The organism is Nocardia sp. CDC519, from assembly GCF_059509835.1.
The window spans coordinates 2738427-2762276 of the sequence record NZ_CM183377.1 but is presented as its reverse complement, the minus strand read 5'-3'; the positions used below and the strand labels follow the sequence as shown (position 1 = coordinate 2762276).

General features: G+C 68.0%; 27 protein-coding genes. 8 read left to right on the top strand and 19 right to left on the bottom strand.

Annotated elements, in window-relative coordinates:
* Position 1 precedes the first annotated feature (1 nt).
* From tatC to AC5W7N_RS12425, 5 genes are all read right to left on the bottom strand, one after another.
* Positions 2-973 carry a twin-arginine translocase subunit TatC gene (gene tatC / locus AC5W7N_RS12445; RefSeq protein ID WP_163810611.1) on the bottom strand — a complete coding sequence of 324 codons (972 nt, stop codon included), beginning with the start codon at positions 971-973 and terminating at the stop codon, positions 2-4.
* A 123-nt stretch (positions 974-1096) separates the two neighbouring features.
* Positions 1097-1363 (bottom strand): Sec-independent protein translocase subunit TatA, encoded by a 267-nt coding sequence (gene tatA / locus AC5W7N_RS12440; protein WP_163810609.1) that lies wholly within the window; start codon positions 1361-1363, stop codon positions 1097-1099.
* Between the two features lie 106 nt (positions 1364-1469).
* Complete coding sequence (locus tag AC5W7N_RS12435) at positions 1470-2498, bottom strand: 2-dehydropantoate 2-reductase (RefSeq protein ID WP_495923756.1); 1029 nt, start codon at positions 2496-2498, stop codon at positions 1470-1472.
* Complete coding sequence (locus AC5W7N_RS12430; RefSeq protein WP_163810607.1) at positions 2495-3469, bottom strand: helix-turn-helix transcriptional regulator; 975 nt, start codon at positions 3467-3469, stop codon at positions 2495-2497. The genes AC5W7N_RS12435 and AC5W7N_RS12430 overlap by 4 nt, the downstream gene beginning before the upstream one ends.
* Before the next feature lie 70 nt (positions 3470-3539).
* Positions 3540-4535, bottom strand: coding sequence for a helix-turn-helix transcriptional regulator (locus tag AC5W7N_RS12425; RefSeq protein ID WP_163810605.1), 996 nt, complete (start codon positions 4533-4535; stop codon positions 3540-3542).
* 107 nt (positions 4536-4642) lie between these two features.
* On the opposite strand from AC5W7N_RS12425, the gene AC5W7N_RS12420 reads away from it, so the two are divergent.
* On the top strand, positions 4643-4939 hold the full coding sequence (locus AC5W7N_RS12420; protein ID WP_163810603.1) for an MTH1187 family thiamine-binding protein: 297 nt from the start codon (positions 4643-4645) through the stop codon (positions 4937-4939).
* Positions 4940-4957: 18 nt separating this feature from the next.
* Here the strand turns inward: AC5W7N_RS12420 and pafA are convergent, their stop codons facing one another.
* From pafA to dop, 5 genes are all read right to left on the bottom strand, one after another.
* Entirely contained in the window at positions 4958-6316 is a 1359-nt protein-coding gene (pafA, locus tag AC5W7N_RS12415) for a Pup--protein ligase (protein ID WP_181062422.1), read from the bottom strand.
* A 278-nt stretch (positions 6317-6594) separates the two neighbouring features.
* A complete protein-coding gene (prcA, locus tag AC5W7N_RS12410; protein WP_163810601.1) occupies positions 6595-7380 on the bottom strand; it encodes a proteasome subunit alpha in 786 nt (261 codons plus the stop codon).
* 37 nt (positions 7381-7417) lie between these two features.
* Positions 7418-8269: a proteasome subunit beta gene (gene prcB, locus AC5W7N_RS12405; protein WP_495923753.1), complete on the bottom strand. Its 852-nt coding sequence runs from the start codon at positions 8267-8269 to the stop codon at positions 7418-7420.
* The gene (locus tag AC5W7N_RS12400; protein ID WP_014351559.1) at positions 8266-8460 is read right to left on the bottom strand and encodes a ubiquitin-like protein Pup; all 195 of its coding nucleotides are present in this window, start codon (positions 8458-8460) and stop codon (positions 8266-8268) included. Before AC5W7N_RS12400 ends, prcB begins: the two co-directional genes overlap by 4 nt.
* Positions 8461-8640: 180 nt before the next feature.
* Positions 8641-10140 carry a depupylase/deamidase Dop gene (dop, locus tag AC5W7N_RS12395; protein WP_163810597.1) on the bottom strand — a complete coding sequence of 500 codons (1500 nt, stop codon included), beginning with the start codon at positions 10138-10140 and terminating at the stop codon, positions 8641-8643.
* 101 nt (positions 10141-10241) lie between these two features.
* On the opposite strand from dop, the gene AC5W7N_RS12390 reads away from it, so the two are divergent.
* Positions 10242-11432: a DUF418 domain-containing protein gene (locus AC5W7N_RS12390; RefSeq protein WP_194991093.1), complete on the top strand. Its 1191-nt coding sequence runs from the start codon at positions 10242-10244 to the stop codon at positions 11430-11432.
* A gap of 4 nt (positions 11433-11436) precedes the next feature.
* On the opposite strand, the gene AC5W7N_RS12385 is transcribed toward AC5W7N_RS12390, so the two are convergent.
* Complete coding sequence (locus AC5W7N_RS12385; protein WP_495923750.1) at positions 11437-11937, bottom strand: CGNR zinc finger domain-containing protein; 501 nt, start codon at positions 11935-11937, stop codon at positions 11437-11439.
* 330 nt (positions 11938-12267) lie between these two features.
* Between AC5W7N_RS12385 and AC5W7N_RS12380 the strand changes: the two genes are divergently transcribed.
* The 4 genes from AC5W7N_RS12380 to AC5W7N_RS12365 all read left to right on the top strand — a co-directional run bounded on the left by AC5W7N_RS12380 (position 12268) and on the right by AC5W7N_RS12365 (position 16071).
* Complete coding sequence (locus tag AC5W7N_RS12380) at positions 12268-12903, top strand: Uma2 family endonuclease (protein WP_495923748.1); 636 nt, start codon at positions 12268-12270, stop codon at positions 12901-12903.
* Positions 12904-12937: 34 nt separating this feature from the next.
* Entirely contained in the window at positions 12938-13231 is a 294-nt protein-coding gene (locus AC5W7N_RS12375; protein WP_194991090.1) for a DUF6412 domain-containing protein, read from the top strand.
* A gap of 120 nt (positions 13232-13351) precedes the next feature.
* A complete protein-coding gene (gene yidC / locus AC5W7N_RS12370; protein ID WP_495923746.1) occupies positions 13352-14215 on the top strand; it encodes a membrane protein insertase YidC in 864 nt (287 codons plus the stop codon).
* A 1205-nt stretch (positions 14216-15420) separates the two neighbouring features.
* Positions 15421-16071: a slipin family protein gene (locus AC5W7N_RS12365; protein WP_195019570.1), complete on the top strand. Its 651-nt coding sequence runs from the start codon at positions 15421-15423 to the stop codon at positions 16069-16071.
* A 181-nt stretch (positions 16072-16252) separates the two neighbouring features.
* On the opposite strand, the gene AC5W7N_RS12360 is transcribed toward AC5W7N_RS12365, so the two are convergent.
* Complete coding sequence (locus AC5W7N_RS12360) at positions 16253-17116, bottom strand: alpha/beta fold hydrolase (RefSeq protein WP_495923744.1); 864 nt, start codon at positions 17114-17116, stop codon at positions 16253-16255.
* A gap of 87 nt (positions 17117-17203) precedes the next feature.
* Complete coding sequence (locus AC5W7N_RS12355) at positions 17204-17584, bottom strand: nitroreductase family deazaflavin-dependent oxidoreductase (RefSeq protein ID WP_163817022.1); 381 nt, start codon at positions 17582-17584, stop codon at positions 17204-17206.
* A 64-nt stretch (positions 17585-17648) separates the two neighbouring features.
* Here AC5W7N_RS12355 and AC5W7N_RS12350 point away from each other — a divergent pair, with 64 nt between their 5' ends.
* On the top strand, positions 17649-18149 hold the full coding sequence (locus tag AC5W7N_RS12350) for an NUDIX hydrolase (RefSeq protein ID WP_195020784.1): 501 nt from the start codon (positions 17649-17651) through the stop codon (positions 18147-18149).
* 99 nt (positions 18150-18248) lie between these two features.
* On the opposite strand, the gene AC5W7N_RS12345 is transcribed toward AC5W7N_RS12350, so the two are convergent.
* The 5 genes from AC5W7N_RS12345 to arc all read right to left on the bottom strand — a co-directional run bounded on the left by AC5W7N_RS12345 (position 18249) and on the right by arc (position 22235).
* Positions 18249-18926, bottom strand: a complete 678-nt coding sequence (locus AC5W7N_RS12345) for a TIGR00266 family protein (protein ID WP_195019572.1) — start codon at positions 18924-18926, stop codon at positions 18249-18251.
* 148 nt (positions 18927-19074) lie between these two features.
* Positions 19075-19389: a hypothetical protein gene (locus tag AC5W7N_RS12340; RefSeq protein ID WP_163817026.1), complete on the bottom strand. Its 315-nt coding sequence runs from the start codon at positions 19387-19389 to the stop codon at positions 19075-19077.
* Positions 19390-19639: 250 nt separating this feature from the next.
* Positions 19640-20008, bottom strand: coding sequence for an arsenate reductase family protein (locus AC5W7N_RS12335; RefSeq protein WP_495923743.1), 369 nt, complete (start codon positions 20006-20008; stop codon positions 19640-19642).
* 101 nt (positions 20009-20109) lie between these two features.
* On the bottom strand, positions 20110-20241 hold the full coding sequence (locus AC5W7N_RS12330; RefSeq protein WP_256673534.1) for a hypothetical protein: 132 nt from the start codon (positions 20239-20241) through the stop codon (positions 20110-20112).
* 233 nt (positions 20242-20474) lie between these two features.
* A complete protein-coding gene (gene arc / locus AC5W7N_RS12325; protein ID WP_036537583.1) occupies positions 20475-22235 on the bottom strand; it encodes a proteasome ATPase in 1761 nt (586 codons plus the stop codon).
* 179 nt (positions 22236-22414) lie between these two features.
* On the opposite strand from arc, the gene AC5W7N_RS12320 reads away from it, so the two are divergent.
* On the top strand, positions 22415-22948 hold the full coding sequence (locus AC5W7N_RS12320) for a WKL family lipoprotein (protein WP_163817030.1): 534 nt from the start codon (positions 22415-22417) through the stop codon (positions 22946-22948).
* A gap of 36 nt (positions 22949-22984) precedes the next feature.
* Here AC5W7N_RS12320 and AC5W7N_RS12315 read toward each other — a convergent pair whose 3' ends face one another.
* On the bottom strand, positions 22985-23818 hold the full coding sequence (locus AC5W7N_RS12315) for a tRNA (adenine-N1)-methyltransferase (protein ID WP_163817032.1): 834 nt from the start codon (positions 23816-23818) through the stop codon (positions 22985-22987).
* Positions 23819-23850: the final 32 nt, after the last annotated feature.

The window sequence follows — 23850 nt, the reverse complement described above, 5'->3', positions numbered from 1 at the left end:
GTCAGAGCGTATCGGAGTAGTCCGACACGGGACGGCTGGTTTTCTCGGGGGCGGCCACCGGCTCGGCCGGGGTGATGGGATCGGCGGAGCCGACCGGTTCGGGCCCGGTCACGGTCGAGGCCTGCTCGTCGTCGAGGTCGCCCCAGCCTTCGGCGCGCTCGCGGCGGGCGCGCCGCGCGTCGTTGATGCGGGCGAACTGCACGGCGACCTCGAACAGCAGCGTCAGCGCCAACGCCAGCGCCAGCATGGAGAACGGGTCCTGCGGGGTGACGATGGCGGCGAAGACGAACAGCCCGAAGATGATGCCGCGCCGCCAGGCCTTGAGCCGGGCGTAGGTGAGCACGCCGATCAGGTTGAGTCCGATGATCAGCAGCGGTGTCTCGAAGCTGACGCCGAAGATGACCAGCAGCTGGATGATGAAGCTGAAGTATTCCGAACCGCTCAGCGCGGTGATCTGCACGTTGTCGCCGATGGAGAGCAGGAAGCTCAAGGCGTGCGCGATCACCACGTAGGCCAGCACCGCGCCGGTGACGAACAGCACCGAACCGGAGGCGACGAAACCGATCGCGTACTTGCGTTCCTTGGCGTAGAGACCGGGGGTGATGAACGCCCACAGCTGGTACAGCCAGATCGGGCAGGCCAGCACGATGCCCGCGGTCATGCCCACCTTCAGGCGAAGCATGAACTGTTCGAACGGTCCGGTGGCCAGCAGGCGGCATTCGCCGTCCGGGGTCAGTGAAGCCCGGGTCTCGGGTGGCAGCCCACAGTACGGCCCGCGCAGGATCTCGCCGAGGCTCTCGATGCCGAGGAACGAATGCGCGTACCAGAGGAACCCGACGACGGTGGTGACCAGGACCGCGGCGATGGAGATCAGCAGCCGGGTACGCAGTTCCTGGAGGTGTTCGACCAACGACATGGTGCCGTCGGGATTGGTCCTGCGCCTGCTGCGCCGGGGGTCGAACGGAATTCGCATGGTGTGTGTGGTTGCCCTTGTGCTCGCGTGCCTGGACCGCTCACCGCCGACGCCGAGCGATGGCCGGACGCCAACAGCACACTAGCCGGAGCGAGCTCGAACTCGCTCCGGCCGACGCGTGGGTCAGAGCGTTTTCGACTCGGTGCGCGGCTGGTCGGCGGGCGCCGGGTTCGCGGCCTGGCCGGACGGGAGCTGCTGCGCGGGAGCCGCGGGCGCAGTGGACGAGGCGCTGGTGTTGCCGCCCTCGTTCTGCATCTGGCTGACCTCGCTCTTGAAGATCCGCAGCGATCGTCCGAGACTGCGGGCCGCGTCGGGCATCCGCTTCGCGCCGAAGAACATCACGAAGACGACCGCGATGATCAGCCAGTGCCAGATGCTCAGACTGCCCATGTTCTACCTCCAAAGACTGTGATACACCGATGCTACCGGACCCCGGCGTGGCCGAACCCGCCCGTGGGTCGGAGTTGGCCGGGCGTTCAACCCGCGGCCGTGCCCCTCATTCGACCGGCTGAGCGGCCGCTTCGCGCAATTGGCCGAGCAGCTCCGGTCCGCTCCAGCGACGCTGGTCACCCTGCTCGGCGGCCAGCACGAGTTCGATGAGCCGCTGATTCACCGGCGTCGGCCGGCCGACCAGCGCGCCCAGACTCACGATTTCACCGCACAACCAGGAAATTTCGGTGCGGCGCCCGGCGGCCAGATCGTCGGCCATGGACGAGCGCGCCATCGGATCGACGGCCAGCACCCGCCCGGCAACCCGCTCGAAGACCCGATCCGGCACCGTCAGCAACCGGGCCATCAGGGCGGGCGGGAGTGCGGTCAGCCGGGCCGGTCGAATTCGCGCACTGTTCATCACCGCGAGCGCCTCGCGCTGGGCCAGGGCGAGGCAGCGGCGGTAGTCGCGCTGGGCCAATTCCTCGCGTAGCGGCAGGCCGGACAGGGCGTTGACCGGGTTGTTCAAGTTGAGCAGCAGTTTGGCCCACTGCACGGGTAGTAGGTCGGGGTGCCGGTCCAGCGCCAGACCCGCACGGCGGAAATTGTCGGCGAAGCGGTCCAGCGCCGGATCGTCCTGCACGGCGACGCCGCCGTCGGTACCGCGATGAAAATGGCCGTCACCGTGCTGGACCACGTTGAACATCACCATGCCCGCGAGCACCACGCTGCCAGGCAGCGCCGTGCGAATGGTGCCGTCGTTGCCGATGCCGTTCTGCAAACTCAGCACCACCGTGCCCGGCCGCAGCCTGCCCGAGAGGCTGTGCGCCGCACTCGCGGTGGCGCCGGATTTCACGGTGACGAGCACCAGGTCGGCGGATTCGGCGGCCTCGGGTTCGGTCGCGACGGTGAAGCGGTCGGCGGGCACCGTGTCCGAGCCGCCGTCGAGATCGGTCAGCCGCAGGCCGGCTCGGGTGATCTGGTCCAGGATCGGGCGTCGTCCGACGAAGGTCACCTCGGCGCCTGCCGCTGCCAGCTTCCCGCCGACGAAGGTTCCGATACTGCCGGCGCCGAGCACCATGACCCGATTCGTCAAGCCGGACCCGCCTGTTCCTCGGCCACCTCGTCGTAGGCGGCCAGGGCCGCGTTCGATCGTTCCCGGACGGCGGCGACCAGTTCCGGGGGGCCGAGCACGGTGACGCCGGAACCGAAGCCGAGCAGCAGCCGCGCCATCCAGTCCAGCGTCGCGAACCGCATGGTCGCCTCGATGCTGCCGTCGCCGTGCACGGCCAGCCGCTGGATCGGGTACTGGTCGAGCACCCAGCCGTAGTCGCCGCGGATCCGCAGGCGCGCCAGCGGTAGCGCCGGATCGTCCTGGAACAGGTCGAGGGCCGCGTCGGTGTCGGCGGCGGCACTGGGCGGGCGGGCCGGTTCGTCGAGTTCGGTGGCGGCCTCGATCCGGTCGAATCGGAACAGTCGCACCCCTTCGGCCTGACGGCACCAGGCCTGCAGGTAGCTGTTGTTGTCGACCAGCACGATCCGCACCGGGTCGACGATGCGTTCGGAGACCACATCGCGGCTGGCCGAGTAGTACACCAGCCGCAGCGCGTGCCTGGCGGCCAGCGCCGCCCGCACGGTCGCCACGGCCGGCGCCTCCACCGGCTGCGGCCCGCCCGCCGTCTCGGGGACGGCGCCGGAGATGGCGGCCTCGATCTTGGCGATCGCCGAATGGGCGGCACTCGGGTCCACCATGCCGGGCGTGTCGACGATCGACCGCAGCGCCACCAGCAGCGCGGTGGCCTCGGTCGAGGTCAGCCGCAGCGGGCGGTCGATCCCTGCGGAGAAGGTGACGTCGATGCTCTCCTCGGAGAACGACAGATCGATCAGATCACCCGGGCCGTAACCGGGCAGCCCGCACATCCACAGCTGGTTCAAGTCGCTCATCAGCTGTTTGGTGGTGACTCCCAGATCAGCGGCGGCCTCGGCGGCGCTGATCCCCGGATGGGCCATCAGATACGGCACCATGTTCAGCAGCCGCGACAGCCGCACCGACAACCGGCTGCTCATGCTGCCTCCTTCCGGCGCGCTCGGGCGCCCTGCGTGGTGACGCACGCTGCCGCCTTCGGGCGCTGGCCGCTCATGCCCGCACCTCCGTGTGGTCGAAGACCGATCGCAGCCGGGCCACCACATCGTCGCGCAGGTCGCGGGGTGCCAGGACGACGGCGTCCGGGCCGAGCCCGGTGATCAGGCGCGCGATCCAGTCCCGCGAGCGCACCGGCACCTCGATGACGGTGCCGCTGCGACCGCCGATGGTCCGGGTGCCCCCTTCGACGCCGAGCCTGCGCAGCTCGCGTCCGCGCCCTTCGGCCACCCACACCGTCGCGGTGCCGCTGACCGGGGCCGTGCCGGTCACCCGGGTGACGATCTCGCGCAGGTCGACCTCGTCGGGTTTGCGGACCGCGTTGCGCGGGCCGTAGGCGGTGACCTCGTCGCCGATGCGCGACAGCCGGAAGGTGCGGGTGGCATTCCGTTCCCGGTCGTGGCCGACCAGATACCAACGGCCGTGGTGGGTCACCACACCCCACGGCTCCACATCGCGCATCAGGTAGGGCGCGTTGACGGCGCCACGATGCTCGAACCGCACGGCCTGGCCCGCGTCGATGGCAGCCAGGAGTTTGCCGAGCACGGGCTCGGATCCGCGGGTGCGCGCCGGCACCGCGGGCACCGAGGCCAGACCCGCCTCGGTCTCCACGTGGATGCCCGCGGCCCGCAGTTTGAGCAGGGCGCCCTCGGCGGCGGCGGCGAGCTCGGGCGATTCCCACATCTGCACGGCGACGGCGACGGCCGCGGCTTCGGCGCTGGTCAGGTCGATATCGGGCAGTTCATAGGCATCGCGGTTGATCCGGTAGCCCTCCACCGAGGAGAACCGGCTGACCGGGCCCACTTCCAGCGGGATGCCCAGATCGCGGAGTTCGTTCTTATCGCGTTCGAACATTCGGCTGAACGCTTCGTCGCTGACCGAATCCTCGTATCCGGCGACGCTGTCGCGGATCCGCTCGGCGGTGAGGAACTGCCGGGTCGACAGCAGGGCGATGACCAGATTCATCAACCGCTCGACCTTGGATATCGCCACTCGAACAGGGTAATGCGCCGCGAGGTGTGGTGTTGCGGCGGCGCACGGGTAACCGGTGCGGCAGTGTGATGATGGCATCGGACCATCCCATCCCCGAGGAGCCGGCCATGATCGTTGCGTTCTCAGTCACCCCGCTGGGCGATGGCGTGGATGTGGGCCGGGCGGTCGCCGAGGCGGTGCGCGTGGTGCGCGCGTCCGGGCTGCCCAACCGCACCGACGCCATGTTCACCACCATCGAGGGCGAATGGGATGAGGTGATGGCGGTGGTCAAGCAGGCCACCGACGTCATTCTCGCGGTCGCGCCGCGGTGCAGCCTGGTGGTGAAGGCCGATATCCGGCCGGGCGTCACCGATGCGATGACCTCGAAGGTCGAGACGATCGAACGGCATCTCGCCGGCGACTGAGCGCCGCCGGCGAGCCCGCTACATCGACGCGATCAGCCGGTCGACGCGTTCGTCGACCGAGCGGAACGGATCCTTGCACAGCACCGTGCGCTGAGCCTGATCGTTGAGCTTCAGGTGCACCCAGTCGACGGTGAAATCGCGTCCGGCCTCCTGGGCGGCGGTGATGAAATCGCCGCGCAGCTTGGCCCTGGTGGTTTGCGGCGGGGTTTCCACGGCCGCGTCGACCGCTTCGTCCTCGGTGACGCGCTTGGCCAGCCCCTTGCGTTGCAGCAGGTCGAACACGCCGCGGCCGCGTTTGATGTCGTGGTAGGCAAGGTCGAGCTGGGCGATCTTGGGGTCGGACAGCTCCATGTTGTAGCGATCCTGGTAGCGCTGGAACAGCTTGCGCTTGATCACCCAGTCGATCTCGGTGTCGACCTTCGCGAAGTCCTGCGCCTCCACCGCGTCGAGGGTGCGGCCCCACAGATCCACCACCTGATCCACCTGCGGATCCCGGTCGCGGTTGCGCAGATGCTCGACGGCGCGGGCGTAGTACTCGCGCTGGATCTCGAGCGCGCTGGCCTGGCGGCCGCCGGCCAGTCGCACCGGACGCCGGCCGGTGAGGTCGTGGCTGACCTCGCGGATGGCGCGGATCGGGTTGTCGAGCGCGAAATCGCGGAACGATACGCCCGCCTCGATCATCTCCAGCACCAGCGAGGCCGTGCCGACCTTGAGCATGGTGGTGGTCTCGGACATGTTCGAATCGCCCACGATCACGTGCAGCCTGCGGTACTTCTCGGCGTCGGCGTGCGGTTCGTCGCGGGTGTTGATGATCGGGCGCGAGCGGGTGGTCGCCGAGGAGACGCCTTCCCAGATGTGCTCGGCGCGCTGCGAGAGGCAGAAGGTGGCCGCCTTCGGCGTCTGCAACACCTTGCCCGCACCGCAGATCAGCTGCCTGGTGACCAGGAACGGCAGCAGCACATCCGAGATCCGGGAGAACTCGCCGGCGCGGACCACGAGGAAGTTCTCATGGCAGCCGTAGGAGTTGCCCGCCGAGTCGGTGTTGTTCTTGAACAGGTAGATATCCCCGCCGATACCTTCTTCGGCGAGTCGCTGTTCTGCGTCGATGAGCAGTTCCTCCAGCACCCGCTCACCGGCCCGGTCGTGGGTGACCAGCTGGGCCAGGTTGTCGCATTCGGCGGTGGCGTATTCCGGATGCGAGCCGACGTCGAGGTACAACCGGGCGCCGTTGCGGAGGAATACGTTGGAACTGCGACCCCAGGACACCACCCGGCGGAACAGATACCGGGCCACCTCGTCGGGGCTGAGCCTGCGGTGTCCGTGGAAGGTGCACGTCACACCGAATTCGGTCTCGATCCCCATGATTCGTCGCTGCACACTATCGACATTACAGCTAGGAACAGCACCCGCGCGGGGATCGGAGAACCCATATGTATACGGGTTGGCAACGATTCGGACGGTAATCGTTCGTCCATCAGGGCTCGTGGACGCCAGATTTTTGGTATGTGGCCGCGCGACAGCGACACAGCACCCCGACCCGCGCCCAGATCTCCGCGGCCGAGGTGTTCGTCCGGCGTGCGCCAGACCCGGCCCTGAGCCGGCTCCGGGTCGTATACGACCGCGTGTGCGCCGCATACGACCCGGATCAGCTGCTGTTACTTCTCTCCGCTGTCGCCCTCGCCCGCGGCCTCCGCCTGGGCCTCGGCCTCGGCTTCGGTGCCCGCACCGGCGGCCGAGGTATCGAGCAGCCGCTCCAACACCGCGGGCCCGATCCGCCGGAAGGCCCGGCGAGGTCGTGCCTGCTCGAGCGTGGCGACCTCGAGGGATGAGACGCCGAGGACGCGCTTGTCCTTGTCGCCCTCGGGTGTGCCGGCCTGCAACGCCTTGACCGCGACGCCGATCGCGCTGGCCAAGTCGAGCCCCGGCTCATAGGAGGCCTTCAACGCGGTGACGATGGGCTCGGTGGTGCCGCCCATGACCACGTATTCGCGCTCGTCCACGATCGAGCCGTCGAAGGTGATCCGGTACAGCACCGCGTTGCTGTCCTGCTCCTGGTAGGCCACCTCGGCGACGCAGATCTCCACCTCGTAGGGCTTGAGCTGGTCGGTGAAGATGGACCCGAGGGCCTGGGCGTAGGCGTTGGCCAGGGCCCGGCCGGTGACGTCGCGGCGACCGTATTGGTAGCCGCGCAGATCGGCCTGCAGGATCCCGCCGCGACGCAGGTTCTCGAACTCGTTGTACTTGCCGACCGCGGCGAAGCCGATCCGGTCGTAGAGCTCGCTCACCTTGTGCAGCGTCGCCGAGGGATTCTCGGCGACGAACACCACGCCCTTGTCGTAGACGAGCACGACGACACTGCGACCACGGGCGATGCCCTTGCGCGCGAGCTCGGTCTTGTCGCGCATGATCTGCTCGGCCGACGCGTAGTACGGCAGCGTCATTCGCTGGCACTCCTTGCTGTGTCGTGCGGGAGGTCGCTCATCGGGCCTCCTGCGCTGCCTCTCGGTCGGCGACGATGCCGCGGGCGATCTCGGCGAGCCTGCTGTCGGTCACCTCGAGCGCGCCGTCATCGTTGATGACGATCGCGGTGGGATAGATGCCGCGCAGCAGATCGGGCCCGCCGGTGGCGGTGTCGTCGTCGGCGGCATCGAACAGTGATTCCACCGCGATGCGCAACGCCCGGTCCTCATCGATGCCCTTGGCGTACAGCTTCTTCAGCGACGACTTGGCGAAATGAGAGCCGGAACCGACTGCGGCGTAACCGAATCGCTCCTCGCTCTGCCCGCCGACGACGTCGTAGGAGATGATCCGGCCGACCTTGTCGGGATCGGTGGCCTCCAGGTCGTAGCCGACCAGCACCGGCACCACCGCCAGGCCCTGCAGGGCCGCGGGCAGGTTGTCGCGCACCATTTTCGACAGCTTGTTGGCCTTGCCGTCGAAGGTCAGCGGAACACCTTCGATCTTTTCGTAATGCTCGAGTTCCACCGCGAACAGCCGCACCATCTCCACGGCCATGCCCGCGGTACCCGCGATACCGGCCGCCGAGTAGGTGTCGGTGATGTAGACCTTCTCCATATCGCGGCTGGCCAGCAGGTTGCCCTGGGTGGCGCGCCGATCGCCCGCGATGAGCACGCCGCCGCGGTAGCTGACCGCGACGATCGTGGTGCCGTGCGGGGCGATATCGCGTGCACCGCCGCCGGTGCTACCGGCGGCGGTCATGGCACCGAACCCGTTGCCGGGCAACAGATCGGGTGCGTGCATGCGCAGATGTTCGGAGAAGGACGAGAGGGCGTGCCCCGGGTGGAGACGCAGCGGGTCGCCTGAGGTCACTGGCCGCCTTTCTGCACGTAGGCGCGGACGAAGTCCTCGGCGTTCTCCTCGAGCACATCATCGATCTCGTCGAGCAGGTCGTCGGTGTCCTCCGCCAGCTTCTCGCGCCGCTCCTGACCGGCGGCGTCGACGCCCTCCGGGCCCTCGTCCTCGTCGCCGCCCCCGGCGCGTTTGGTCTGCTCTTGTGCCATGGCAGCCGACCTCCTGTTGTTTCACCACGCCCGGACCCTGGGTGAGCACCGGCCCGGTCGTGCGCAATGTGCGTGCTCGTTCTTCAACACTACCCAGCCGCACCGACACGATGGCGGATTCGGTGAGTGTCGTGACCCGTCACCGGCCCGCCGATGGGGTGCGGTGGGCCGGTCACAGCCCTATGTGGTGAGCTGTTCGACCAGTTCGGCGGCGGTATCGACGCCGTCGAGCAGCTTGCCGACGTGGGCTTTGGTGCCGCGGCGCGGTTCCAGCGTCGGGATGCGCACCAGCGAGTCGCCACCGAGGTCGAAGATCACCGAATCCCAGCTCGCGGCCGCGATATCGGCGCCGAAGCGGCGCAGGCACTCACCACGGAAGTAGGCGCGGGTGTCGGTGGGCGGGTTGGTCATCGCGTCGAGCACCTGCTGTTCGCTGACCAGACGCTTCATCGACCCACGCGCCACCAGCCGGTTGTACAGGCCCTTGTCCAGCCGGACATCGGAGTACTGCAGGTCCATCAGATGCAGTTTCGGCGCACCCCAGTTCAGGCCCTCACGGCTGCGCATGCCTTCGAGCAGGCGCAGTTTGGCCGGCCAGTCGAGCAGGTTGGCGCATTCCATCGGATCGCGTTCGAGCAGATCGAGCACCATCGCCCAGTTGTCGAGGATGTCGGCCACGCGCGGGTCGTCGTTGCCTTCGCGGTGCACGAACTTGGCCACCCGCTCGTGGTAGAGCCGCTGCAACGCCAGGCCGGTGAGTTCGCGGCCGTCGGCGAGGGCGACGGTGGCGCGCAGGGTGGGGTCGTGGCTGATGGTGTGCACGGCGGTGACCGGGCGCGCCAATTGCATATCGGAGAGATCTTCGCCGGATTCGATCAGGTCCAGCACCAGCGCGGTGGTGCCGACCTTGAGGTAGGTCGACATCTCGGCGAGGTTGGCGTCGCCGATGATGACGTGCAGCCTGCGGTATTTGTCGGCGTCGGCGTGCGGTTCGTCGCGGGTGTTGATGATGCCGCGCTTGAGCGTGGTCTCCAGCCCGACCTCGACCTCGATGTAGTCCGAGCGCTGGGACAGCTGGAATCCGGCGTGATCGCCGGATTGGCCGATGCCGACGCGGCCGGAACCGCAGATCACCTGCCGGGAGACGAAGAACGGGGTGAGCCCGACGATGATCGAGTTGAACGGGGTGTCCCGGTTCATCAGGTAGTTCTCGTGAGTGCCGTAGGAGGCGCCCTTACCGTCGACGTTGTTCTTGTACAGCTGCAGTCGCGGTGCGCCCGGCACGCTGGAGGCATGCCGCGCGGCGGCCTCCATGACGCGCTCGCCGGCCTTGTCCCAGATCACCGCGTCCAGCGGGTCGGTGACCTCGGGTGCGGAGTATTCGGGGTGGGCGTGGTCGACGTAGAGGCGCGCGCCGTTGGTGAGGATCATGTTCGCCGCACCGACCTCGTCGGCGTCGATCACCGGGGCGGGGCCGTTCATCCGGCTCAGGTCGAATCCACGCGCGTCGCGCAGCGGGGACTCCACCTCGTAGTCCCACCGGGTGCGTTTGGCCCGCGGCACGCCCTCGGCGGCGGCGTAGGCCAGCACCGCCTGGGTGGAGGTGAGGATCGGGTTGGCCGTCGGCTCCGTGGGGGTCGAGATGCCGTATTCGACCTCGATTCCGATGATGCGCTGCATGTGCACGAGCGTAGGCGACGCGACCGGCGACGCGGATGTCATACCGGTCGTGGTACTTCCGGAGGACCCGCGAGCGCACCCGTGCGCGCGATAGTCGGACCATGACCGAATCGCTCACCACGACCACCTCCGCGACGCCGGCCGCCCGCCCGGCGCGGCTGGTCGCCCTCGACGTGCTGCGCGGGATCGCGATCCTCGGCACTCTCGGCACCAATATCTGGATCCTCACCGATCCCGAAGGGATCATCGGCTACATCAACCACCTCGGCGCTCCGGTCGAGGACGGATGGGGCTGGGCCGAACGAGCCCTGCAGCAGTTCGCGCAGGGCAAATACCTCGGGCTGCTGACGATCATGTTCGGGATCGGCCTGGCCATTCAGCAGGCCTCCGCGCAGCGGGCTGGCAGGCGCTGGCCGGGCAGATATCCGATCCGGGCGGGCCTGCTGCTGCTGGACGGGCTGCTGAACTTCCTGCTCATTGCCGAATTCGATGTGCTGATGGGATATGCGCTCACCGGCCTGGTCGTCGCCTATCTGCTGGCCACCTCCGAGCGGGCGCAGCGGCGCTGGCTGATCGTGCAGGCGAGCATTCACCTGACCATGCTGACGTTGCTGGCCGTCGCGATGACCGCCGACGGCGGCGGCTCGGTCGCCGCCTCCGACCCCGAGCCGCTGGATCCGAACCCCTATGCCGACGGGTCGTTCTGGGATCTGGTGCTGTTCCGGATGGAGAACGCGCTCGGCTTCCGATTGGAGACGATCTTCATCTTCCCGATGTCGATCGCGCTGTTCCTGCTCGGCGCACGGCTGTATCGGGCGGGGGTGTTCGCTCCGGAGGGCGCGCGGTTGCGGAAACGGCTGATGATCTTCGGGTTCGGCGTAGCCGCGCCCGCTGATCTGGTGCTCGGGGTATTCGTCGGCGGTGACGCCGTGCTGATCACCCGCTACGGGATCGCGCCGTTCGTGTCGCTCGGCATCCTCGCGCTGGTCGCGCATTTCTACCTGAATCGGCCACGGACCGGATTCGTCGGCGCGCGCCTGTCCGAGGTCGGCCGTACCGCGCTGAGCTGCTACATCCTGCAGAATCTGGTCGCTTCGATCATCTGCTACGGCTGGGGTTTCGGGTTGGCGGCCCGAGTCTCCCCGGAGGCAAGGGTGCCGTTCACGGTGGCGGTGTACCTGGTGGTCGCGCTCATCGTCGTCGGCTTCGCGCACCTGTGGCTGCGGCGCTTCGACCGTGGCCCCGTCGAATGGTTGTGGAACGCGACGTACCGGCGGCTGGCGAGCGAGTAGTACCTCAGGCCGAGCGGCGATTGCGATGGTCGGCGACGTGGACGCGGTTCGAGCATCGCGTCGAGCAGAACCGGCGCCGGCCGTTGCGCGAGGTGTCGACGTAGACAGTGCCGCAGCCGGGGCGGGCGCAGCGGCCGATCCGGCCGGGGTCTTCGCAGAACAGTTCCGCCAGCCCCGCCGCCGTATAGGCCTTGACCCGCTCGTGCACGGGGGCGTCGATGCGCGAGTAGTGCAGGTGCGGGGCGCGGCCGTCGTGGGTGGAGATGTAGGGCTGGCTGGTGGTCTCGGCGAGCAGATCGTTGAGCAGGTCCACCGAGGGCGCGGTGAAGACCTCGTCGAGCCGGGCGATCCAGCGGCGCAGTTCGGCGGTCTGCCGGGGGTCGAGCGGCGTCAGCGGTTTGTAGTCGGCCGCGGCCAGCAGACCGACCAGATCCTCGTCCGGTGTCGCGTTGACCAGCCGGACGGCGAGCTGCGCGGCCGCACCGCCGTAAGGGTTGAAATGCACTAGACCATTACATCAGGCTTGGCACATGCTCGCTACCTGCCCTTCTTGCTCCTGGCCCGCGCCCGATTCCGTCTCCACCCACGGCGCGGTTCGCTATCTGCGATGTGTGTGCGGTCAGTGGCTCGTCTGCGTCGACGGCGCGATCGTCGCGGCACCCGGTGGCGGAGGATTCGCGGGCAGCCCGGTTGCGTCCGCCGAGCCACCTGTCCGCGCCGAACCCTGAACCGGCCCGTCGGCGCGATCATGCAGCCGAGCCAGTGATTTATCGCCACCGATGGCCCGTCTCGGCGCTCGGTCCGAGTTCGACCGAACCCGGCTATTGTTGGTGCGGTGACTGAGGCGTACGACTGGTCGTGGCTGCGCGCCGGTATCCCCCAGATCGATCTGGACACCTACCTCGCTATGCCGGAGGACCTTGCGCAGGCGATCGAGGTCAAGGACGGCATGCCCGTGCACTGCGAATCGCCCTCGCCGAACCACATCGCGGTGACCGACACCATCAAGCAGGCGCTGCGCGAATCCGTTCGCAAACGCGGGCCAGGTATGCCCTGCATCAAAGCCAGTGGCGAGCTGGACATGCTGGTCTCTGAAGTGCCCTTCAACTTCCGTCGCCCGGATGCGATCGTCTACCGGTGTATCGACGACCCGCGAGACAAGTGGAAGACGAAACCGACGGCAGCGGACACGCTTCTGGTCGTCGAGGTGGTCTCACCGGCGACGGTGACCATGGACTGCGTGGACAAACGCGCCGAGTATGCCCGCCTCGGTATCGAGCAATACTGGATCGTCCGCATGGAAAACAATGACGGGCGAGTCAAATCCATCGAGATTCTCCGTCTCAACAGCGCGGGCGAATACGTGGTCACCGACACCCGCTTCCGCGCACACAGCCCTGTCGCCGTCGCTATCACCGACCCACTCGACGCGAGTATCACCTGGGACGCGCTCGATGCCGACTTGGACTGATTCGTGTGATTCACAGCTCCGGTATCGTCGAGGCATGTTCACGAGGGCGCAGCTGACGGTGGGCGCGGTGCTGACCGCCCTGCTGCCTGCGCTCGTGCTGCTCACCGCTCCTGCGGGCGAAGCGGCTGTGCTTTTCGGCGCGGTGGCCGTTGTGCTGGCGGTCGCGTTGGTGTCGGCGCCGGCGATGCGTCTGGTTCCGGTGCATGCCGGTTCGTCGGGTCCGCCGCAGGCGGCGCAACGGCGGCGGCGTGGTTCCTATCTGCGCCAGAGCAATCCGGATGCCGCCGGGCGTCCGCGGCCCCGAGCTCCCGGATTCGGGCAGGCCTGACGTCGCTTCGCGTGCGGACCGACGTCGGCTTTTCACGCTGACCCGATCCGTCCGCGCGCCTCGTGCGCGCACCACTTAGTCAGGGGTGCCTCCGGCATGCTCGATTTCATCTACTATCCCGTGTCCGCAGCACTGTCGCTGTGGCACAGCGCGGCCGCCGCCGTCGCCGGTTCCGGTTCACTCGCCTGGATAGCGGCCGTCATCCTGCTCGTGATGACGCTGCGCGCGGCGTTGTTTCCGGTGTCCCTCAAACAGGCGCGCAGCCAGGCCGCCATCCGCCGCCTGCAACCTCAACTCGAGGCGATCCGGAAGAAATACCCGGATGACCGGCAGCGGCAGGCCACCGAAACCCAGCGGCTCTACCGCGAGCACGGTGTGAGCCCGTTCGCCGGCTGTCTGCCGCTGCTCGGCCAGGCGTTCGTCTTCCTCGGCCTGTTCCATGTGCTGCGGTCCTTCGACCGCACCACCGCCGCCACGCATCTGCCGTTCACCGCGACGCCCACACCGATGACCGCCGAACAGAACGCCGCCACCGCCAACTACGTCTTCGACGCGGCCGAGGTGCGCTCGTTCCTGAATGCCGATCTCTTCGGCGCCCCCTTGTCGTCCACGCTGATCGGCCACCCGACCCTCGCGACCGCGGTCGTCACGATCACCCTCATGGTGATCGCGGCCGCCGTCACCCATTTCACCGCACGCACCGCTCTGGCCCGTCAGGAATCCGCGGGCCTGCCCTTCATGCGCACTCTCTCGCTGTGGGGGTTCCCTGCCGGAGCACTCATCGGTGGTGCGCTGCTGCCGACCGCCGTGCTGCTGTATTTCGTCACCAACAACGCGTGGACCTTTACTCAGCAGCGCATCGTCTACCGCCGGATCGACCGCGAAGCGGCGCAGCATGATTCGGCGCCTCCAGCGGGCGCCGACATCGTGCGGAGCGCGACCGCACCGAAGCCCGGCGCTCGCCCGGAACGCCGCAAACGGTGAACGGCCGGCTCGCAGCGACGGCCGGCGATGCAGGAAAGGGTGGGAGGATGGGCTGAACTCGACGGGCTACCGGCTCGTCGCGGCGAACTTCGGTTGAACGGTCGCGTATGCCGCTCATCAACGGGCTCGCGGCGCGCCAGGGCTTCACAGCGCGCACCTGCTCGGTCAGTGGCAGGAAGGCGGCGGCGTCCGGCCAGATCAACTCGTAGCCGAGCCGCCGCGCCGAGCTGCGGTCACCGCCAGCAGCACGGCGACGAGCACGATCAACACGACATCCCATACCGTCACAGACCCTCCCCCGCATCGGCTATCGGCCAGCGATACCTCTGCGGATAAACCGCACCGGCGTGATCAACGCCGCGACACCGGTGATCATGTGCCGCCCAGCGTCTGCGGGCCCGAAAGACGGAACTACCACCGCTGCGGCGTCGCGCTCGGTAATGTGTTGCGCCAAAGACTGATTCGCTGCGCGCGTCCCGGCGTGCAGCGCAACGGTGAACACGTTTCCGGGACATCGCCGCGGTGAATGCCCGCCGCGACGTGCACCCGCTCGCGGCGACGGAGACCGGCCTCATCCGATGGCGCCTCGGCAAGCATGAGGACGCCGCATCGATCCTCCGCCCGGCGGTCCCGGTGCTGGCGCCGATGAACTCGGACCGGGCAGCCCGCCAGCTCACCAGATCCGCAGCACGGCAGCAGAACTCGCCGAACTCGCCGACAACCGTTGACTTGCCGGGGCGACCGCTCTGGGGGGCGCTTCTCGACCACTCGTCCGGCGCCCTGCTGTGGCTGTGCTGCTGATCGGCCTGGCGAGTGTGGCGCTGATCGCCGAGCTGGAGCGTCACAAGCGGCGCACTACCCAGCGCTCGGCCGCATCAGCACAGCCCGCACTCCGCGAAAAATCGTTCGCACCTACCGCGCGATTTCCGTACCGTCTCACCTACGAGAGAGCAAGGGGCGCCCCGGAATCTCCGGATCGCGTTCCCCGTGTCGGCTCTGTCGTGCCTCCGGTGGCACAGACCTCTTAAGTCTGATGGGTTCGATTCCCTCCTACGGTGTCCCCCATCCGGTCCGCTGCGGTGGCGTGGTTCTGCGGGCTCTCCGGCTACCGCCGGGGGACGCCCCCACCGCGTCGTCGGGGCCGGATGGGGTGGCATCCGCCTGCCCGGGGGCTTCGCGGCACAGACTCCGGGAGGGAGTGAGAGATGTATACGACGGTCATGGCATGGCAGCGCACGCTGCTCTATCGCGACGGCACCCTGGAGCGGGTGCTCGAACCCGGCCGCCACCGGTACGACGCCAAGCGCTGCACGCTGGTCGAGGTCGATGTGCGGCCGCGGCTGATGCACGTCACCGGTCAGGAACTGCTCACTTCCGACGGACTTTCGTTGCGGGCGAGTTTCGCGCTGACCTGGCAGGTCCTCGACCCGGTCGCGTTCACCACCGGTGCGCAGAACTCCGACACCGTGCTGTACGCGGCGGTGCAGGACACTGTGCGCGACGCCGTCGCCGCGCACACCCTCGACGAAGTGATCGCCGATCGCAGCCTGCTCACCGCCGACTACAGCCGGGTGGCCGATGCGGTCGCCGAACTCGGCATCGAGGTCAAGAGCCTGCGCGCACGCGATCTGATGCTGCCCGGTGAACTGCGCAAGGCGGCACTGGAAACCGTGCTGGCCAAGGAACGCGGACGCGCCGAGCTCGAGCGGGCCCGCGCCGAAGCGGCCGCCCTGCGGTCGCTGGCCAACACCGCACGCCTGCTGGAGGAGCACCCGGCACTGCTGCGGCTGCGCACCCTCCAGGTCGCGACAGGGCCGGGCACCCAGGTCGTGCTCGACCCGCGCGACAACCGTTGACGGTTCCGGCGGTTCTCCTGGTCCATCGCGGCCGGAGAACCGCCGGCAGCCGGCGATGTGGTCAGTTCACCACGCGTTGCGTGCACGCCGGTGGCCGACAGCTCGGGTCGAATTCGAGAACCACGCCGATATCGCGAGGCCGGCACTGACGGACCGGGTGGGGAGGCCGCCGGTCAGCACGTCACAGGGCGAGCATCGCCGCAGCGACCGTGTCGGCCGCGGCCTGGCGCAGAGCAGTGCCCATGTCGTCGAGGACGAGCAGTCGCGCGCCGGGAATTTCGGCGGCGAGGGCCTCACCGTTGCCGACCGGGAAGAACGGGTCGGCGCGGCCGTGCACGACGAGGGCCGGTACGTCGAGCTCACCGAGCCGTTCCCGCCAGCGCGGCGTGCAGTCGATCCGGGAGAACACCATCCCGAGCTGGTTCGCCTGGTGCACCGCGGGATCGCTCGACGGCGTCCTGTCCCAGATTCGGGCCGCCGTCGCCCGTGCCTGTTCCGGATCGTCGCCCAGCGACTCGGCTCCCGCGGCGGCGAAGGCCGCGACAGCGTCCCGGTCGGTCCAGTCCGGCCACGGATGGGAGAACAGTGCGCCCATGACCGCGTGGTCGTGGTCCGGCAGGTCCTCGTCGACCGGGCCCGGCGCCACCGGCCGCGTACCGACGAGGGTCAGTGCGGTGAACACGTCCGGGTGGTCCAGCGCGGCGACCTGGGCGACCATCCCGCCGACGCCGACCCCACCGAGATGGGCGGTCCCGGCGCCGAGCGCCCCGACCAGCGCGGCCGCGTCTGCGGCGAGATCTCGCAGGTTGTAGGCCGGATTCTCCGGGTCGAGGGTCGTCGACGTGCCGGAGTCGCGCAGGTCGTATCGGATCACTCGCCGCCCGCCCGAGGCGAGGCGCTCACACAGCGCGTCGGGCCAGGACAGCATCGTCGTGCCGCCGGCCAGCAGGATCAGCGGATCGTTCTCGCGGCCGAAGCTCTCGATGCCGAGATCCACCCCGTTCGCCCGCACCGAGGTCGTACCCACTCGAAACGGTCTCGTCATACCTGGGCTCCTATCTGTCGGTGTACCCAGAGATATCGACGACCGATTCACCCGGAAGTCATCGGTGTACCGGCGACCGCGGCCAGATCAGTCGACGGTCCTGGCCTCGAGAAAGTAGGGCACCGACATCGCGACCAGCGCCTGCCGGATGACGGGCGGCGCCCAGCTCGCGGCGGCATCGTGGCGGATCAGCGGATCGGTCAGGGACACCGTCTGCCCGTGCGTTTCCACCGCGAAATCACCTGCGGCGACGACATTCTTCACCCAGTCGACGTCACGACCGTAGGTGAGGGCGATGCGGTATTCGTGGCCGTCGGCGAAGAGCAGGACCGGGGTCCGGTACGTGCGGCCGGATTTGCGGCCTTTGTGCACGACGATGCCCATGCCGGGGGCGCGCCCGGCGATGACCGATGTCACCGGATTGGTGACCTGCCGATTGAATTTCCCCAGCGCGCGTGGCAGCGCCATCGAGCCGATCCCTTCGTCGAGCGATCTACGCGGCACACGTTACTCTCGCCCGGTGGGTTCGGAGATGATCGCCGTCTACGACAGCACCGGGCGAGAAATCGGTGCCGAGGACCGCGCCGTCGTCTACCGTGACGGACTCTGGCATGCCAGCGCCGGAGTGCTGCTCCGCTCCGGCGACGGCCGCGCGATCTACGTCCATCGCCGCACCGAGACGAAAAAAGTCTTCGCGGGGATGCACGACTGCCTGGCCGGCGGAGTGGTGAACCCGGGCGAATCCCCGCGGCAGACCGCGATCCGCGAGCTGGCCGAAGAACTCGGCGTCACGGCCGACACCGAACCCACTCCCCTGGCCCGCGCCCGCTGGGACGGCGAATGGGCGGGCAGCCCGATGCGCTGCCACCTGTTCGCCTACGAACTGCGCTACGACGGCCCGATCCGGCACCAGCCGGAGGAAATCGCCGACGGCTGGTGGTGGACGGAGCAGACCCTCCGCGACCACCTCACCGATCCGGCCTGGCCGTTCGTCCCCGACACCCGCTATCTACTGCGCGAAATCCTCACCTGAACGGCCGCCCTGCGGATCAGTGAGCACCGGCCCGAGCGTGCGCGTCACCGTGGCAGTCGCCATGCCGCCGCCGAGCTCGGACCCCCGCGACGGGCAGGGCTACCCCGATGACGTCGACGCCGTCCACGAGGCGAACGCGCTCGGGTTGCGCGTCTGGAGCAGCACTCGTCCGGGGCCGGTGAAGTCGAAGACCAATCCCTCACCGGATTTCAGCGACTGGATCGACCGTCCGGAGACCGCGCGGCGGATGGTGAAGTTCATGGCCAGGTCGTAGGCGACGACATGGCCGGTGTCGATGGTGATCGGTTCGCCCGGTTGCAGGTCGATGACGTCGATCGCGCCGAACACACCGACGACGACCTCACCCTCACCGGTCGCCCGCAGACCGAAACCGCCCTCACCGCCGAACAGGTTCGCGAACCCACCCCATTTGCTTTCCACCTGCACGCCATGCGAATTGGCGATCCAGCCGCCACGGCTGATGAAGAAGGGCCGGTCGGGCTGGATGGTCAACGGCAGCATGTCACCGGGCAGCGAAGGGGCGACGTCGACCCAGCCGCCCTCCGGTGGCGCGGTGAACGTGGACACGAAGAACGATTCACCGGCCAGCATCGACCGCTTGAGCCCGGCGAAGATGCCGCCTTCGGCCTTGGCCTGCAGCGTGACGCCCGCCGAATGCGCCACCATGGCACCGCTTTCGACGCGCATGGGCTCGCCGCCCGCGAGGAAGCACCTGGCGACGGCGGAGGCGGGACTGTGGCGCAGCTGTACCTTCATGGCTGCCGACACTACCGGCGCGGGCCGGCGCCGGGCGTCAGTCCGCAGGCCGATTCGCCATCCTCATTGCGGCGTACCCGAGTCCGTAAGAATAGTTTTCGCGCCAGGTGCCGCATCCCGTCGACACAGGCACCTGGCGACGTTGCCGTCAGCGCACTACCACCTGCCAGGTCTGCATGGAGAACGGCAGATCGCAGCTGGTCCAGGACTGCTGCCCGTCCCATGCCGGGTTACCCCAGCGTTCGTAGCTGCTGAACCAGGACCACCAGGCCCAGCAGGTGACGCGCACCTGATGCCAGACCGGTCCGCCGCATTGGGAGTAGGCGGCGGTCGCCGCTACCGGATTGACCGAACAGAACCCGGGCGGCTGCGCCTGTGCGGGTGCCGCGCCGAGGATTCCGGCCGCGCCGATGAGTGTCGCGGCGGATGCGCCGACGGCGAATTTCTTGACGATCGAGTTCATGACAACCTCCAACCGGCGTGGAGCTCGACGCCCCGACCCGTTGCTGACCCACGCTCGATCCAACTGCGGATCAGGACCTTCCCGAGCCGCGATGACATGATCTACATCACACCGCGCCGCGCGGTCGTTACAGCACCCACTCCCTCGGACATCACTCGGCTACCACGTCCATCCGGGCGCCGAACATGGCACACGCTGCATATATGGAGGTGGCCGACGCGCCATGGCGTGGGCTCACCCCCGGTCGGCATCAGTCCAGCGATCGCAACGTTTCGTCATCGCGGGCCACCACCGCCGAGCCGTTTCCGATGAACACGATCGGCCGCTGGATCAGCTTCGGATGGGTCGCCAACGCCTCGATCCAGCGGTCGCGATCGGCTTCGGTGCGACCCCAGCTCGCCATGCCGAGCTCCTTGGCTTCCGGTTCGCCGGTACGGGTGATGTCCCAGGGCTCGGCGCCGAGCTTGGCCAGCGCCGCACGCAGTTCGTCGGCGGTCGGCGGATCGTCCAGATACCGGCGCACGGTGTACTCGGCACCGGTCTCGTCCAGGTGCGCGAGCGCGGCGCGACTCTTGGTGCACCGCGGGTTGTGCCAGATCTCGGTCGGCTCAGAAGTCATGCCGTCAGACTAATCCGCGGCACCGACGGAATGACCGCGCAGACGACAACAGGGTCGCACCCCTTGGGGCGCGACCCTGCCGGCTCGTCCTTCGACGCGGCCTATCCCGCGCTGCCGCTGCTCAGCAGTTCCAGAATCGTCTTGAACAGCACTTCGGCCAGGAAATCCGATGCGGAACCGGACATGGTGACTCCTCCATCTCGAATCCGGCGCAACCCCGCTGCGCCAGCCATCTGAAGCATGGATGATTCAGATAATCGCCGCGGCCGTTTCGTCGATCAGGGCTCGGCATACGACAGGCTGATCAGCGCAATTGTGGCGCCGTTCAGCTGTTATAGCCGAACGCATGATCAGTGACTTGCATCACCACACCGTTGGCGCTGCCCTAGCGAGCCACGGCGACGACGGGCCCGCCACGACAAAGGGCCGCGCTTCGCACGGAAACGCGGCCCTCGGCACGACGCGATTACAGGTACTGACCCGTATTCGACTCGGTGTCGATCGCCCGGCTGGCACTGGCGTTCTTGCCGGTGACCAAGGTCCGGATGTAGACGATGCGCTCGCCCTTCTTGCCCGAGATGCGTGCCCAGTCATCGGGATTCGTGGTGTTGGGCAGGTCCTCGTTCTCGGAGAACTCGTCCACGATCGAATCGTAGAGATGCTGGATGCGCAGGCCCGGGTTGCCGGTGTCGAGCACCGCCTTGATGGCGTACTTCTTGGCCCGGTCCACGATGTTCTGGATCATGGCGCCGGAGTTGAAGTCCTTGAAGTACAGGACCTCCTTGTCACCGTTGGCGTAGGTGACCTCCAGGAAGCGGTTGTCCTCGCTCTCGGCGTACATCCGCTCCACCACCCGCTCGATCATCGCGCGGATGCAGGCTCCCTTGTCGCCGTGGAACTCGGCCAGATCATCGGCGTGCAGCGGCAGTTCCTCGGTGAGGTACTTGGAGAAGATGTCCTGCGCCGATTCCGCATCCGGCCGCTCGATCTTGATCTTGACGTCCAGGCGGCCCGGACGCAGGATCGCGGGGTCGATCATGTCCTCGCGGTTGGAGGCGCCGATGACGATGACGTTCTCCAAGCCCTCGACGCCGTCGATCTCGCTCAGCAGCTGCGGAACGACCGTGGTCTCCACGTCCGAGGACACGCCCGAACCGCGGGTGCGGAAGATCGAGTCCATCTCGTCGAAGAACACGATCACCGGGGTGCCTTCCGAGGCCTTCTCACGGGCCCGCTGGAAGATGATCCGGATGTGGCGCTCGGTCTCGCCGACGAACTTGTTCAGCAGCTCCGGGCCCTTGATGTTGAGGAAGTAGGACTTGGCTTCCTTGGCATCCTCACCGCGGGCCTCGGCGATCTTCTTGGCCAGCGAATTGGCCACCGCCTTGGCGATGAGCGTCTTACCGCAGCCCGGCGGACCGTAGAGCAGCACACCCTTGGGCGGGCGCAGCGCGTACTCGCGGAACAGGTCCTTGTGCAGGAACGGCAGCTCCACCGCGTCGCGGATCTGCTCGATCTGGCGGCCGAGACCACCGATGTCGTTGTAGTCGACATCGGGCACTTCCTCCAGCACCAGGTCTTCGACCTCGGCCTTGGGGATGCGCTCGAACGCGAAACCGGCCTTGGTGTCCACCAGTAGCGAATCACCGGGGCGCAGCCGGCGCACCGGGGCGTCGGGATCGTCGAGGTCGTCGATCTCGGCGACCTTGGACAGCGGGCCGGACAGCCAGACCACGCGCTCCTCGTCGGCGTGCCCGACCACGAGTGCGCGACGGCCGTCGTCGAGGACCTCGCGCAACGTGCCGATTTCACCGACCGCGTCGAAGTGCCCGGCCTCGACCACCGTCAGCGCCTCGTTCAATCGCACGGTCTGGCCGTACTCGAGGGTGCTGGTGTCGATGTTCGGCGAACACGTCAACCGCATCTTGCGGCCGGAGGTGAACACGTCGACGGTCTGATCGTCGTAGGCGCCGATCAGGACGCCGTAACCACTCGGCGGCTGACCGAGCCGATCGACCTCTTCACGCAACGCGACCAGTTGCTGGCGCGCCTCTTTCAGAGTGTCCATCAGCTTCGTGTTGCGAATAGTCAGCGAATCGATGCGGGCTTCCAATTCCCGCGCACGATCCGGTGAATCCGCGAGTTGCCTCCGGAGTGCAGCCGCTTCGGCGCGCACCGCCTCGAGCTCTCTCCAGGCCGCCGAATCCGAATTCTCGATGGGGCTCATGTGCTGCTCCTCCCAGTCCCGGTCTATCAACGCTACCGGGCGCGAACCGTTCTCGCTGTCCGACATGGTTTCGTCGTGATCACATCTAGGCAGCGCCCGTCGACCGGAACGACCATGTTAGCCTGCCCTAACACATTACCGGTGAGGCTGCTCACCGACTAGCCGAAAGGTTGCCAGTCATGCTCCTTCCCGTGAGGGCACTGCGCTTGTCTGTCGCTGCCGCCGCCACCGTCGCCCTGTCGCTCGGCATCGCCGCCTGCGGTTCCGACGACGACAGCAGCGACAGCGCCGCCACCAGCACCAGCGCTACCACCAGCGCCGCTGCCGCCACCACCACCGGCGCCGAGCACGGAGACCACGGCACCGGCGAGGCTCCGACCCCGGAAACCCTCCAGGGTGTGCTCGACAAGCTGGCCAGCCCCGATGTGCCGACGGCGGAGAAGACGAAGCTGATCGTCAACGGCGAACAGCGCACCGCCAACATCGACCAGATGAACGCCGCGCTGGCCGGCTACGGCACCCTCACCTTCGGCGTCACCGACGTCACCACCGAGGGCAACACCGCCACCGCGCAGGTCGTCATCACCTCCCCGCACGGCGCCGCCCCGGCGATGCCGCTGACCTGGGAGAACGTCGACGGCACCTGGAAGCTCTCGGATGCCAGCGGCTGCCTGCTGCTCGGCTTCGCCCAGGCGCCCTGCGTCCCCGCGTGATCGTCTGATCGTCGTCACACCACCGAAGCCCCGGTGTCAGCCCTTCGAGGGCCGGCGCTGGGGCTTCGGCGTCACGGTTCCCTCGGCCAGCCTGCGGGCGCTCACCAGGAACGCGGTGTGGCCCTGCATCCGGTGCTCGGGGCGCACCGCCAGACCCACCACATGCCAGCCGCGCACCATCGACTCCCAGGAGCGCGGCTCGGTCCAGCATTGTTGCTCGCGCAGCGTCTCCACGATCTTCGACAGCTGCGTCACCGTCGCCACGTAGACGATGAGCACGCCACCGGGGACCAGGGCTTTGGACACCGCGGGCAGCGCGTCCCAGGGTGCGAGCATGTCGAGCACCACCCGATCGACCTGCGGGCCGTCGTAGTTCGCGACGTCACCGACGGTCAGCGACCAGTTCGCCGGACGTTCGCCGAAGAAGGTCTCCACGTTGCGCACGGCGTGCTCGGCGTGGTCGTCGCGGATCTCGTAGGACACCACCTCGCCCTCGGGGCCGACGGCACGCAGCAGCGAACAGGTGAGCGCGCCGGAGCCCGCGCCGGCCTCGAGCACGCGCGCGCCGGGGAACATATCGCCCTCGTGCACGATCTGGGCGGCATCCTTCGGGTAGATCACCGCGGCCCCGCGCGGCATGGAGAGCACGTAGTCGATCAGCAGCGGCCGCAGCGCGAGGTAGGGGGTGCCGTTGGTGGAGTTCACCACGCTGCCCTCGTCGGCGCCGATCAGATCGTCGTGCTTGATCCCGCCGCGATGGGTGTGGAACTCCTTGCCCGGCTCCAGGAGCACGGTGTACAACCTGCCCTTGGCATCGGTCAGCTGCACCCGGTCACCGATGGTGAATGGCCCGGTCCGTCTGGCCGTCATGTATCTCCGTTCCGCGAAAATCTGTTCGTCGC